Below are 14,665 nucleotides of genomic sequence, written 5' to 3'. Positions count from 1 at the left end.
GGATTTATATACTTTTTAAACAAATAATGGCTGCACTAACGTTTGCCAATATCAAAAGCTGACGCTTTTTCTTATTTTTGCCTCCCTTGCGAAATACTATGAAACAAAATTCCCTCTTCCGAAAAAAAACTGTTCAGGATATTCTGGCATCAACCCAAGAAGGTCAGTCCGACGGGCATGAGTCTCTGGGAAAACATTTAAAAGTGCGCGACCTGGCGGCTTTTGGAATAGCTGCAATCATTGGTGCGGGTATTTTCTCCACGATCGGTGAAGCGAGTTCCAACGGCGGACCGGCGGTTATTTTTCTGTTTATTTTCACTGCTGTTGCATGCGGATTTGCTGCTTTCGCTTATGCTGAATTTGCATCGATGGTTCCGGTAGCAGGTTCTGCTTATACCTATTCTTACGTGGCTTTCGGTGAGATCATCGCATGGGTTATCGGCTGGGCACTTATCATGGAATATGCCATTGGGAATATTACAGTGGCGATCAGTTGGAGTGATTACTTTACCGGAATGCTGGAAGGTCTGAATATTCACCTCCCGCAATGGATCCAAACGGATTACCTGACGGCCCATAACGGGTATACTGAAGCCGAAGCACTTATTCGGGGTGGAAAGGATTTTGCAAACCTGGATTCCGGCTTGCAGGCTGCTCATACAGCGTGGGAGACAGCGCCAACTATTTTCAACTTTCACATTATTTTCGATTTGCCGGCTTTGTTCATTATTGTACTGATTACCTGGCTGGTTTACCGTGGAATGAAAGAAAGCCGTAATGCCAGCAACGTCATGGTAGTCATTAAACTGGCAATTATTCTCCTGGTTATCGCCGTCGGAATTTTCTATGTCGATACGGATAACTGGAGTCCCTTTGCACCAAATGGTGTTTCGGGAATCTTAAAAGGTGTTTCGGCTGTTTTCTTTGCTTATATCGGATTTGATGCCATATCGACAACCGCGGAGGAATGCGAGAACCCGCAGAGGGATCTTCCGCGCGGAATGATGTGGGCGATCATTATTTGTACTGTTTTGTATGTGATTATTTCTTTGATCCTTACCGGTTTGGTAAATTATAAAGTATTGGCGGTGGGTGATCCGCTGGCCTTTGTTTTCCGGGAAATAGACCTGAAATGGATGTCGGGAATTATCGCCGTTTCTGCCGTAATTGCTATGGCTTCGGTCTTATTGGTTTTTCAAATGGGACAGCCGCGTATCTGGATGTCTATGAGTAGAGACGGATTGCTGCCGAAAAAATTCTCAAAGGTGCATCCGAAATACAAAACACCTTCTTTTGCAACAATAGTAGTAGGTTTTGTTGTGGCGGTACCGGCATTGTTCATGAATTTAACAATGGTTACGGATCTCTGCAGTATCGGAACCTTGTTTGCTTTTGTTTTGGTGTGCGGTGGGGTCTTGATTCTTCAGAATAGAACGGATATCCCAAGAGGTAAATTCAGGACTCCTTATGTCAATGGGAAATATGTGCTTCCTTTCCTGGTTATCGGAGGTCTTATCCTTGGATTTACAGAGTACAAAAACGAATTGATGGGATTCCTCGCTAACAAATCTGAATTAAAAGAAACCAAAGATCTGATCGTAGATTTAACTGAAAAGGAATCCGCTCAGCTGAAAGAAAATATTGAGTTGGTCGATAAAGTTGGTCTGGAGCGTGTGGGATCTGATTTGCTGGCTTATTTCGAGCAGGCATCAAAAATTGATTTGGAAACTTCCCTGAAAGGAATTAAAAGCCGGTCAAAAGCGGAAACGGTTGCTCAGCTGGACCAAAAAACAAAAGATCGATTGATTCGTTTCCTGGAAGGATACGATGAAAAAGGCTTCAAACTGATGGATTCGGATCTTGAAAAATATTACGCTCAGGGTCCCGAAATTGCTATTGATGATGCTTTGAAACCAATCGGTGTTTCGGGAAAAAGATTGTATAACAGCGGTTTCTCTCATTTTGCACATAAAATCCCGACCTGGATCTTTATCTTGTTTACCCTGTTTATTACAGTGGTAACGATCCGGAAGAATTTATCCCTGATTCCTCTGCTCGGATTACTTTCCTGCCTGTATATGATGAGTCAGATCGAACTTAGAAACTGGATCGCATTTGTAATCTGGTTGTGTGTCGGTTTGATCATTTATTTTATCTACAGCAGAAAGAACTCAAAGCTCGGTCAAAAAACCGCCTGATTTCGATAGGATTCGCATAAAGATTGAGAACAACCTAAGATGCTCGAAGCTTGGGTATAGGTATTGTATGGATCAAGCATGGATAAAGCGACTATAAAGCATAGATACCCCACATTTCAAACTTCGAAACTCAAAGAGCGAAGTAGTTTTCAATTTACGAAGTTCGCAGAACGAAATATACTTGTATGAATTCTTAACAACTTGTCCCGACCATTCGGGATTTCCTGGTAACTCCGTATTGCCCAATTCGTAATTATTAGATATATTCGCTCAATAACTAATTGATTATGAAGCTTGCTCTTTTCCCTTTCTTCCTGATAGGTCTCACTTTAAGTTCCTGCAAAAAGAAGCCGCTTGATCCGGATAACGATGGGTCAACGTATGCTTCCATGGAAGTTTTCAAGGAAGATGCAATGGGGGTTATTTACAATGAGGCTACCAATAGTATCGCATACAATAAACCCGATGGAGACGGAACATACAAGATCTATATATCGAATTACGACGGAACGGGAGAGACACAACTGACTTACCCTGGCTGGGCTTCAGACAGGCATCAATGGGCAGAAGAATGGGATCCGACCGGACAGTATTTATACTGCTACATTGAAAAAACAGCTTATGCTGCAGAAAGCGGGCATACACGCACTCCGGAAGATGCAATTCCGGGCTACGGTGCTTATACGGATCTTTGGATTATTAAACGCGATGGAAGCCAGGCATGGCAAATGACCAATTTCCCGAATGATTACGATCATGGAATTATTCATGGAGCTATTTCAACCGATGGAACCATGTTTGCATGGACGGAACGCATTCAGGCACCTGTATTTTTGGATTTAAATCTGGCTGCCGGAGCTTATGTATTCAAGGTTGCAGATGTGAGTTGGAATCCCAATCCTGTTTTTTCAAATATTCGAACTTACCAGCCCGGAGGAGAGCTTGCAGGCGGCGAAGTAGAAAGTATTAATCCCGCAAAAACAGCTATTTTGATCTACAGTACCTTTGAATCTCATAACCTGGTTGCAACTCCGATTTACCGCATCGACCTGGCAAGCGGAAATACCACTAAACTAACAGAGGAAAGCTTTTCACAGGCACCCACTTATACACCAAACGGACAAAAAATTGTTTATATGACCGGGGCCGGATGTGATATTTTCCCGGGACAGCTTCAGGGTGCAGATTGGTGGATAATGGATGCTGACGGAAGCAATAAAAAACGCTTGACATACATGAATTTGAAAAATCATCCGCAAAGTGTAAACAGTTACCGCCTGGCCGGTTCTTTGTCTTTTGTCAATGATTCTGTTTTCATCGGAGGAGTAATGACGCAATCTTTGGGGTTGACAGGATATAGTGCTCTTGTGAGATTCTAAAGTCGAAGTTTAATCTTTTACTGTTATTTCATCAAGGAAAAACCAGGAAGGTTCTCCCGCTGAGGGATGCCAGTTGAATAACTTTCCGGTTCCTTTTACATTGATTTTTACATAACGATAGGTGTTGCCGTCTGTTTGAAACAGGTAATTGCGGATTGGATCTTCCTTCTGTTGTTCTCCATCTACTCGAATGGTACCGATAGGGAAATAGGTTTTTCCGTCAATAGAAATACTGCACGAAACTTCCGATGGGTGCAGGATCCAGCTTTTCCCATTCCAAAGCGAATGGATGGAAATATTCTTTGCCTTCGTTAAGGTATCCAGGTCTAAGATTAGTTCGGTATCGTTTCCAAACCACCCCAGCCAATGGATGCTATAATCGCTTGCTCCGTTCACCCCATTGCTTAGATAAGATAGATCTCCGTCCTGGTATTTTTTGTCGGGTGGGGAGGAGGAACTTATTTTCTTTCCAAAAGCCAGGTTTCCCTCAATATTCACATCAATCATTTTTCGCAGGGAGCGAATATAGTTTTTAGGACTTAATTCAGATTCATTGATCGTGGGCACCTGATTTTGGTGGCAGGTTTGCTCAAATAGGTCGAGTGTTTTTCGTAGATTATAGTTTGGAACGGCTTTTCCATCTGAAATCAAATACCATCCACGCTCCGAGAACATGTTGTTTGCAGCAATTTCCATTTCTGCATATTGGAGCGGTAAACGGGCCAGTTGAACTTGTTCCAACGTCCCCGGGACTTTTGATTTTGAAGCAGCTTGCTCCGCCATGTCGAAAAACCACTTGTATTCCTTCATGTGTTCTTCGGAGAATAATCCGTTTTGGTGTACCACCGGATGCTCGTAAATCCAGAGTTTACTGCTGGTTTCCTTCAGGTTTTTTTTCAATGCGTCAATGTACTGCGAAATATATGGATAAGCTGTTCCATAAGTTGCATGAAGAAATTTTTGTTTCTCATATTCAAAATCCAGGTTTGGGTCCCACATCAATTTTGAAAGCAGGTATGTCTTTAGCTCTGAAAATTCATACCCGATCGTGCTGTTGGATTGTTCAAACAAAGCATTCACATGGTTTTTGGTGAAAAATTGAATATTCGGCTGCAGAACATGCAGATTGGGAAAGGGTGAAATGCTGTGGTTGAAATTTATGGTGTAATCCCAAAGGAAAATATTGGAACTGATTTTTCCCCAGTCTTCTATGTCCTTTTTGAAATCTGTACATTCCGGGTTTGTTTCAATAGGAGCATGACGGTGTAATTCGATCGTGCAAAGCATGACTTCCACATTCTTTCGTGGTTTTACTTTTAAAGGGGCTTTCCGGCTGTATTGGTAAGCAAGGGTAGAAATGATTTTGTCGGGGAATTGTTTTGCAATATCGTTGACTAAACGAATGATTGGTCCTGCCGGGCTTCCTTCTTCTGCAATGATGCTTTTGCATTTGTCACACTGACAATAGGTAAAATTGTCGTTTTGACTCACGGACCATTTCTGTTTATCAGTTTGTTTGCTCATTTCTTCCCGCAGTTTTTGTGAAATGATCTTTTTTACCTCCGGATTACTTGGGCAGACCTGATCAATGCTCCTCTTTCCATTGACTAGTGCAAAGTATTCGGGATGACCTGAAAAGTATGTTTCCCAGGGAAGCAGGCGGTGAAAAGTGTGTACGAAATATCCTCTTGGGTAGATCTCTTCAATCGTATTAAGCCGCATCCAGTCCCTGTATTCTGGATCTTCCGGATAATAAAGATTGATAATCCGGACATCATTTGCGGGCTGGTCTGTTAGGATTCCGCATGAAATCCGGATCTCTTCCACATGAGGATATTGGCAGCCACCAGGCGTAAATTGCTTAACGCCCAATGTTTCCAACAGGTGAACTGCAGCATAAGTGGTTCCTTTTCTTATTCCACCTTCAATTGTCATCTTATTTTCACGAATGGTGATCTTGAATCCGTCAGGATGGAGTTTTTTGTTTTGTTTTAGGTAAATGAGAGTTGTCGATCTGGTTTTGATTGTTCTTTTTAATTCCGCGTTATTCATTTGTCCTATGTAACGGCTCAGAAGCTCAAAAGCATTGTTCAAATCTTTTGACAGGGTGTCTTGAAGATAGACTTCTATGCTTTTATTCGGGTGAATGATAAAATCATGTTTGTTTGCAAAAGAATGGCTCCATGAAAAAAAAACGAAAAGTAGAAAAAGAACAAAAGGCCGCATGTCTGATTTTTTTTACACGAATTTAAACCCAAAATTGAGAATGACAATTGAAAAGACTTCCAATCAGAGTGATGCTTTTGATAAATTATCTCTTTCTTTTCAATTTTACATTTTACATTTTCAATTCCTCTTATCTTTGTATCTGAAAAAAATCGCTCAATAGCATGTTTGATAATCTTACCGATAAGTTTGAACGCGCCTTTAAAGTCTTAAAAGGACAAGGACAAATTACAGAAATAAATGTTGCAGAAACATTAAAGGAGGTTCGAAGAGCACTTCTTGATGCCGATGTGAACTTTAAAACTGCCAAAGATTTCACCGTTCGCGTGAAAGACAGGGCAATGGGTGCAAACGTGTTAACTGCTATTTCTCCCAGCCAGTTAATGATTAAAATCTGCCACGAAGAATTGGTGGAATTGATGGGTGGAAATGAAAGTGAGATCCAGATCCAGGGAAATCCGGGAATTGTATTGATGTCGGGACTTCAGGGTTCCGGGAAAACTACATTCTCAGGGAAACTGGCCAACTACCTGAAAACAAAGAAAAATAAAAAGCCCCTATTGGTTGCTTGTGACGTTTACCGTCCGGCGGCGATAGATCAGCTGCATGTTCTTGGAGAACAGCTTGGAATCGAGGTTTTTTCAAATAAGGAAGAAAAAGATCCTGTTAAGATCGCTACTGAAGCAATTAATTATGCTAAAAGCAAGGGCTTTAATGTGGTGATTGTCGATACTGCCGGTCGTTTGGCCATTGACGAAGTGATGATGGATGAAATTGCACGTGTGAAGCAGGCGATCAATCCGACTGAAACTTTGTTTGTTGTGGATTCCATGACCGGACAGGATGCTGTGAATACCGCAAAAGCATTCAATGAGAAAATCAATTTTGATGGAGTTGTTTTAACCAAGTTAGACGGTGATACGCGTGGTGGGGCAGCTTTATCAATCAAAACAGTTGTAGATAAACCGATCAAATTCGTTGGTACTGGTGAGAAGATGGATGCGCTGGATGTATTCTATCCGAAACGGATGGCCGACCGGATTTTGGGAATGGGTGACGTTGTTTCATTAGTAGAACGCGCTCAGGAACAATTCAACGAAGAAGAAGCTAGAAAACTTCAGAAACGCATCCAGAAAGATCAGTTTGATTTCAATGACTTCCTTGGTCAGATTCAGCAGATCAAGAAAATGGGAAATGTCAAGGATTTAATGGGAATGATCCCGGGAATGGGGAAAGCTGTTAAAGATGTGGATATCCAGGATGATGCATTCAAACATATCGAAGCGATTATCTATTCGATGACTCCTAAAGAACGTGCAAATCCTTCTTTAATGAATGGTCAGAGAAAAACAAGAATTGCAAACGGTTCCGGAACGAACATCCAGGAAGTAAATAAATTGCTTAAGCAGTTTGAGGATACGAAGAAAATGATGAAAATGATGAGTAATCCGAAAAACATGATGGGCATGATGAAACAAATGAAAGGAATGAAGGGCGGAATGCCTGGAATGTAATTTATTCAATTATAAAAGATCAATGGAGCAATTATCAAGGAGATACTCACCATCTTGATAATTGATAATTTTGTCATTGATAATTAGTTTATGATAGATTTCAATCTTACATCCTCTGAAACATACTCAACTGCTTTTCAGGAGCGCGGAATAGATTCTTTTAGCGAAGCCTGCAGTTTCATTGCTCAACTTCCTTATGGCAGAAATGCGAACCGGGAAGATTTCAGATTAGTGCTTTCTGAAGGAAAAGGAACCTGTTCTTCAAAACATGCCTTACTCGCTTCCCTGGCTTTGGAAAACGGACACCCGGAAATTGAATTGATAGCAGGTATTTTCTTAATGAACGGAGAAACACATTCAAAACTGGATGGTTTCTTTGATGGGAAAACCTACACAAATATCCCTGAATGCCATTGTTATCTGAGAATTAGGGGAGAACGGTTTGATTTTACGGACACATCCGGAAGATTGAAAAAAATCATCCCGAAACTCGTTCGCGAGCAACGCATAGACCCGAATCAGGTCAGTGACTGGAAAATCATGATCCACAAAGATTATTTGCAGCGCTGGTTAACCAGAAACCCTGCTATTCAACTAACATTGGATGAAATCTGGAAGGATAGGGAAGAGGCAATTGCTTTATTGAGTGAATAAAGGAAGAAATTTCAATTTCACAGTACCCACATTCGTTATATAACGAAAACATAATATCATAAGGATTCTAAGATATTAATCTAACAGTTTTTGAAGAGTCTCCTTAGAACAAACGCCTGTAATTCGGGTTATTTCTTTTCCGTTTTTGAAACTGATAAAAGTGGGAAAGCTTTCCACATGTAACTCTTTTACCAATTGAGTTTGAGAACCACCATCCACCCGGATGATTTCTGCCCCCTCCATATTTAACTCATCAATAATCGGATTCATTTTTTTACAAGGCGGACACCATTCGGCACCGAAATCCACAAGCACGGTTTTATTTGGTGGAAGTGAAGCCAGAAAGTCTTCCATACTTAGTTGTTCTGTTTCTTTCTTTCCTTCCAGTGGAAGATCTTCCAGGTTCCACGAATTGATTCCTCCACGCAGATTGATGACCGTTTCAAAACCTTCTTTAATCAGCCATTCCTGGGCTGCAGCACTTCTTGAGCCGGCAAGGCAATATATGTAAAGCGGGCTGTGTTTGTCAAGCGAAGCTACACGCTCTTTAAATTGAGCAAAATTGTTCCAGTCGGCCTGAAAAGCACCGGAAATATGCCCCTGCGCATACTCGTTGGAAGTTCGTACATCCAAAAGTTGTGCTTGTTTTGTATGAATCGAATCGTAGAATAGTTTTGGGGCTAAATCGATTTTTTGTGCAAAAAAATAAGAGGTAAATGTTAAGAAAAACAGCAAGGTTAATTGCTTTGTCAATTTACTAAGATATCTCATTGATAATCAGTGTATTAATATAACTTAAGAGCAAGTGATTTTTGAATAATATTCGCTTTTAGGAAACCAAATCGCTTGTTCTGCCGTAAATGTAAGTAATGTCCATTTGGAATAATTGTAAAAAACTGTTAATTTCGAACTAGTTAATGATCAAAAATTCAAATACGATAGCTTATCAACACTTGCACTCTATGCTTCGCCGATACTCATTTTTATTGATCTTACTTACCACATTTTCTTCTATAACCAGAGCACAGGATGTTTGGTTACAAAACCACTTTTCTCCTAATTCCGGGTGCAGTTTGTCTACCCTGGAAACAGTGACGGTTTTGGTAAATAATAATTCCGGAGTCATTATGCCTTCAAATACCATCCAGATGTATTATTCTGTGGATGGCGGTGCTGCGGTAAATCAACCTTTATCTTCCAATCTGACTGCCGGGGCTTCCTGGAATTTCAGTTTTGCAGTTAAAGCAAATTTATCTGCTTGCGGAAGTCACATTGTGAAAGTTTGGCTTAACAGACCGGGGGATGTCAATCAATTAAATGATACCCTGCAGTGGAGTGTCCAGAATGATTGTCCGATAGTTCCGGGAACAGTGACATCAGATATTACAGTTTGCCAGGGAGCGAATGCAGGAACCTTATCATTGTTCGGTTGGTCTTATGGAACAATTATCGCTTGGGAGTCTTCCACTAACGGTGGTTCCACCTGGTCACCTATTGTGAATTCAACTCCTTCCTACGCATACAATAATGTGAGTCAAAACACGCAATACCATGTCTTGATTGATGGTGGTTATTGTCCGGATGATACTTCGGGATATGCCACTATAACAGCTCAGTCACCACCGGTTCCGGGAACAATCTCCGGCTCCGATTCTTTATGCGAAAGCGTGGCGAGTGGTATGTTGACTTTGTCAGGAAACAGTCAAAGCGTTTTACAATGGGAATCTTCTACGAATGGAGGAGGAAGCTGGACTCCAATTGCCAATACAACCACAACACATAATTACTTAAACCTCACAACAACGACAATCTATCGTGTACTTGTCGATGGCCTGATTTGCGCTGATGCTTATTCTGATACCGCAATGATTTATGTGGATCCTGTTTATCCGCCCACTGTTTTAGCAGGAAGTGATTCCTTATGTATTACGAATGCAACAGGTTTTGTTATTGCTACTGGTTCATTTGGTCCGGTTTTGAATTGGGAATTCTCTACGGACAATGGATCTACATGGGGGGCTCTTTCCAATACGACAGGAAGTCAGGCTTATATCAATCTGACGCAAACTACATTTTACAGAATGATTTCGGAAGGCGGACAATGCCCGGATGTGGTTTCTGATACCGCAGTTATTTATGTTCAGGCACTTCCGGTAACTCCTACTCTTGGTCTTTCCGATACGGTTTGTGCAACAGCAGTAGTTGGTATACTGAATATGACCGGATCAACAACACCTGTTTTGAATTGGGAATCATCCACGAATGGTGGAAGCACCTGGACAACAATTGCAAACACAGGCACTTCGTATGATTACAGCGGACAAAGCGTAACTACAATTTATAGAGTACACCTTGACGGACGTCTTTGCCCGGATTATTATACGGACACAGCAATCATTCAATTGGATTCTGCGCCGGTAGTAGGTGTTTTAAATCAGAGCGGAAGTGTATGTGAGTCAATTTCTGAAGAACTGCATTTGCTTGGTTCGGTTGCGGATTCTTTATTTTGGGAATATTCTTCTGACAATGGAGCGACTTGGCAGGTAATCCCGAATTCCGATACGATAGATTATACTACTTCCCCGATTACACAAGATATTCAATTCCAGGTAACTGCACTAAGTGGTGTTTGTCCTCCCGCTATTTCAAATGTTGTAAATATTACGATGATACCTTCTCCCGTTGCTGATGCGGGTATAGATACCGCCATTTATGTTGGTGAAACAGTTACATTGAACGGTTCTGGTGGTATTACTGGAATATGGATGCCTGGTACAACACTTTCAGATTCAATGATAGCTAATCCGGTTGCCACACCTGTTGTGACAACTCCGTATGTATATTATGTAATTGATATTTCAGGTTGTGTCGGAAGTGATACGGTAGTCATTACTGTGATGGATCCGATTCAATTCAATATTAGAAATGTCATCACAATGAATAATGACGATGTTAATGATACCTGGAATATTACTGGTGTTGAATTTTTCCCGATGACAGCTGTAAAGGTCTTTAATCAATATGGAAAATTACTTTATGAAAACGATGACTATAAGAACGACTGGGATGGCAGCTATAAAGGTTCCGCCTTGCCGAACGGAACTTATTATTATGTTGTTTTGAAAGGTGGTACCGAAGAGGAATATAAAGGAACAATTACACTATTGGGAAATGAATAAATTACTACTACTTTGTGTTTGTTTGTGTTGGGGAAATTTATTTGGACAACAAGTTCCTTTCTACAATCATTATTTAATAAACCCATTCGTTTATAATCCTGCCTCAACAGGAGGGAGTGATTATGTGAACGCAAGTTTTGTCAGAAATCAGCGCTACTCTTCTTTTGGTTCTACGGCTGTAAATAATTATTTGACAGTTGAAGGGCCTATTGCTAAAGGAAATATGGGGCTTGGCCTTATCGTAGCGCACCAGAACCAGGGAATTCAGCAACAGTTGATGTCAAGTCTGAATTACAGTTATAAGCTAAAAATCAACGAAAATCATAATATCCGCTTTGGTGTTTCAGCCGGAGTATTGGATAATCGGATAGAATACAATCAAATCAATGCGGAGGACATAGACGATCCATATCTGACAGGTCTAAGACCTACAGCTCCGGTTTTTGATCTGAATGTGGGCTTAATGTATAACTGGAAAGATTTGCGAATTGGAATTTCAGTACCTCAGATTATTGGCGGAAAGGTGAAGTATGCCCGTGAGAAAAGCAGAGGGTATTATCAGCTTGAAAGACATTACATGATGTCTCTTGAATATGATTTTCATTTAGGTGAGAAATTAATTATCCGCCCGAATGCAGTTTTGAGATACATGCCGAATATTCCATTCCAGTACGATGCAACTTTAATGGCAATGTATAACAATGTGCTTTGGGCTTCGGCAACTTATAAGTCAGATTACGCAATGCAGTTCAATGCAGGTGTCCGGGTATTCGATTTTCTAAGAGTGGGGTATAGCTACGAATTATTGATCGGATCACTCAAAACATACAACACGGGAATGAATCATGAGATTTTCTTAGGCTTTTCTTTCAAAGGAAAACGTGAAAAAGAAATTCAGATTGTAGAAAAAGAAGTTAAAGTTGTTGATGATTTGGCAGCCCGTGAACGAGATTCCATTCAGAAATTAAAAGATGAATTGGAAGATCGCTTAAAACGCCTCCTGGAGGATCGGGCGGAAAAGGATAGACTGCAAAGAGAAAAAGATTCTTTGGCCAACCTGGTAGTGAAACCAATTGATACTGTAAAACCTAAACCTAAGAATACAACACCTGAAGTAATTCCTGTTGCCAAAGGATATCATTTTGTTAACTTGGATAAAAGTGAATCACCGGACGGATTCTATGTCATCACCGGGGTTTTCTCAAACAGACAAAATGCGGACTTAATGCTGGCGAAGAACTTAAGTGAATATCCTACTTCTTATCTTGTCATTAACGAATCGAATAATTATTTCTATGTTGTAATACTGTATTCATTGGATCAGGAACTTGCCACCAGAACATTCAATGATTATAAAACAAAGAAAAAACAAAAAGTTTGGATTTTAAATTACCTGAAGAATTGACAAGTTAAGCAAGGCTTGGATAAAAATTAAGTTAATACATTGAACTAGATATACACTATGACTATGATTACTTCTTTCAGAGCAATCTGTAACTCTCTACTGTTGCTTTTATTTATGACAGGTTTTTCAAAAGTTTCTTCCGCCCAGATCAATCTAAGTCAAACTACAGCTGCAAACTATGTAGCTGCAATTTGTGGTCCTGGAATTACCTTTTCGAATGTAACCCTCACAGGAGACGCTGCTGCAATAGCTAATTTCACAGGTGGTACATCCGCAGGAATTGGTGCGACAATGAATACCGGTGTTGTCATGAGTACAGGATTTGTGAACACTGCCGCCGCACTTCAGGGTGGTCCCGGGACCTTTAAGACTGATGATAATGCAGGTGCTGCTGTTGCTGAATTGAATACAATTGCAGGAGCAGGTACATTTGATGGTATTATTTTGGAGTTTGATTTCGTTCCCATTACCAGTAACATCAATGTAAATTACATTTTTGGTTCGGAAGAATACAACGAATGGGTTGGTAGTGGTTTCAATGATGCATTTGCTTTTTTTATAAGCGGACCAGGTATTGTCGGTTCGCAGAATATTGCTGTTATTGGAGCAGTTCCGGTTACGATTGATAATGTTAATGCTGGTGTAAATGCAGGATCTTATGTTAATAATATTGTTTTAGGTACGCCTAATAATAATGTGATGGATGGGTATACCACTCAGTTGACTGCGTCAAGAGCAGTTATTGCCTGTCAAACATATCATATCCGTTTAATGATTGCCGATGGAGGAGATTCAAGTTATGATTCTTGGGTATTCATTCAGCAAAACGGGTTGTTTGCAGTTGGTAATCCACCTGTTTCGTCAGTTACCTCAAGTGGTGCGGGACCAGGTATTTACCCGGAAGGCTGTTCAAATAACACGATGACATTTAACATTCCGAATGCGCTTGCAGTGCCTTATTCATTCAATGTGACCTGGGCGGGAAGCGCAACCTCCGGGGTTGATTATGGTGCATTGCCGACAACAATTACTGTACCGGCAGGCCAAACTTCAGTTAGTATTCCTGTAAACGTATTTCTTGACGGAGCTGCCGAAGGAACTGAAACCTTGATTTGTAACTATCCTGCAACGGTATGTACAACGGGGAGTATATCGGTAAATATCATTGATGCTACTCCACTTGCTGTTACGGCTAATGCGGATGTTACTATTTGTACTGCCGGATCAAGTGTGCCTCTTTCTGCTACATCTGTAGGAGGAACCGGAACGATAACTTACACGTGGAGTAATGGTGCAGGGACTGGTACTCCGGTGACGGTTTCACCTGCAGCAACAACAACTTATACAGTGACTGCTGTAGACTTGTGTGGAACTACTGTAACAGATCAGGTGGTGGTTAATTATGGCGCTTTAACTGCACCGACGGTTACTCCAACAGCTGAATCCTGTGCGAATTACAATAACGGTTCTGTGGTTATCAATAACCCTGTAGGACTAGGACCATATACAGTAAGTATTGCAGGACCTGTTAATGGTTCTGTTGTCGAAGCAAATACAGCCGGTTCCACTGCCAATTTCACCAATTTACCGGATGGAAACTACAATTACATAGTAACGGGGGCCAATGGTTGTACAACAACTGGAAACTTTACCATTGGTTACCGGGTCTGCTACGGCAACACCGGTTGGATTGGCACCATATACTTATTCCTGGACCGGTGGACAAACCACTCAGACCGCTTCGAACTTAGGAGCAGGAGCTTATACGATAACAATGACTGACAATTCAGGTTGTGTTGCAACGGCGAATGTCTCCATTACTCAGCCAACGGCTTTGAGTGGGACTTTAGCAGCTGTAAATGTCAGTTGTAATGGAGTATGTAATGGAACGATTACGGTTACTCCTGCTGGAGGTGTGCCTCCATATCAGTATAGTGCTAATGGAGGAACATTCCAGGTTTCGAATACGTTTACAGGTTTATGTAACGGTACGTATGCTGTTACAATCCGCGATGCAAATAACTGTACGGTAACAGTGAATCAAACCATTACTCAACCGGCAATCTTGAATTTGACACAAAGTGCAATTACACCGGCAACATGTGGTGCA

At 41.0% G+C, this 14,665-nt stretch carries 10 protein-coding genes; 8 read left to right on the top strand and 2 right to left on the bottom strand.

The window, feature by feature from the left end; genetic code table 11:
* Nucleotides 1-98: 98 nt before the first annotated feature.
* The gene (locus tag K0S23_RS15075; protein WP_300359083.1) at nucleotides 99-2,198 is read left to right on the top strand and encodes an amino acid permease; all 2,100 of its coding nucleotides are present in this window, start codon (nucleotides 99-101) and stop codon (nucleotides 2,196-2,198) included.
* A gap of 287 nt (nucleotides 2,199-2,485) precedes the next feature.
* Nucleotides 2,486-3,577, top strand: a complete 1,092-nt coding sequence (locus K0S23_RS15070; RefSeq protein WP_300359081.1) for a hypothetical protein — start codon at nucleotides 2,486-2,488, stop codon at nucleotides 3,575-3,577.
* A 9-nt stretch (nucleotides 3,578-3,586) separates the two neighbouring features.
* Here the strand turns inward: K0S23_RS15070 and K0S23_RS15065 are convergent, their stop codons facing one another.
* Nucleotides 3,587-5,803, bottom strand: a complete 2,217-nt coding sequence (locus tag K0S23_RS15065) for a DUF4838 domain-containing protein (protein WP_300359079.1) — start codon at nucleotides 5,801-5,803, stop codon at nucleotides 3,587-3,589.
* A 164-nt stretch (nucleotides 5,804-5,967) separates the two neighbouring features.
* On the opposite strand from K0S23_RS15065, the gene ffh reads away from it, so the two are divergent.
* A complete protein-coding gene (gene ffh / locus K0S23_RS15060) occupies nucleotides 5,968-7,317 on the top strand; it encodes a signal recognition particle protein (protein WP_300359077.1) in 1,350 nt (449 codons plus the stop codon).
* Between the two features lie 90 nt (nucleotides 7,318-7,407).
* On the top strand, nucleotides 7,408-7,971 hold the full coding sequence (locus K0S23_RS15055) for a hypothetical protein (RefSeq protein WP_300359075.1): 564 nt from the start codon (nucleotides 7,408-7,410) through the stop codon (nucleotides 7,969-7,971).
* A 75-nt stretch (nucleotides 7,972-8,046) separates the two neighbouring features.
* Here the strand turns inward: K0S23_RS15055 and K0S23_RS15050 are convergent, their stop codons facing one another.
* A complete protein-coding gene (locus K0S23_RS15050) occupies nucleotides 8,047-8,742 on the bottom strand; it encodes a rhodanese-like domain-containing protein (RefSeq protein ID WP_300359073.1) in 696 nt (231 codons plus the stop codon).
* Nucleotides 8,743-8,933: 191 nt separating this feature from the next.
* Between K0S23_RS15050 and K0S23_RS15045 the strand changes: the two genes are divergently transcribed.
* The 4 genes from K0S23_RS15045 to K0S23_RS15030 all read left to right on the top strand — a co-directional run.
* Entirely contained in the window at nucleotides 8,934-11,150 is a 2,217-nt protein-coding gene (locus K0S23_RS15045) for a gliding motility-associated C-terminal domain-containing protein (RefSeq protein WP_300359071.1), read from the top strand.
* The gene (locus K0S23_RS15040) at nucleotides 11,143-12,555 is read left to right on the top strand and encodes a PorP/SprF family type IX secretion system membrane protein (protein ID WP_300359068.1); all 1,413 of its coding nucleotides are present in this window, start codon (nucleotides 11,143-11,145) and stop codon (nucleotides 12,553-12,555) included. The genes K0S23_RS15045 and K0S23_RS15040 overlap by 8 nt, the downstream gene beginning before the upstream one ends.
* 114 nt (nucleotides 12,556-12,669) lie before the next feature.
* Nucleotides 12,670-14,337, top strand: a complete 1,668-nt coding sequence (locus K0S23_RS15035; protein WP_300359066.1) for a choice-of-anchor L domain-containing protein — start codon at nucleotides 12,670-12,672, stop codon at nucleotides 14,335-14,337.
* Nucleotides 14,330-14,665: SprB repeat-containing protein (locus K0S23_RS15030; RefSeq protein WP_300359064.1), on the top strand; the 336-nt coding region annotated here is incomplete at its 3' end. The genes K0S23_RS15035 and K0S23_RS15030, both read left to right, overlap by 8 nt.

This window comes from Fluviicola sp., assembly GCF_029266855.1.
Taxonomy (GTDB): Bacteria; Bacteroidota; Bacteroidia; order Flavobacteriales_D; family Crocinitomicaceae; genus Fluviicola.
The sequence above is the reverse complement of the archived record's forward strand: the minus strand, read 5'-3'. Positions and strand labels throughout refer to the sequence as shown.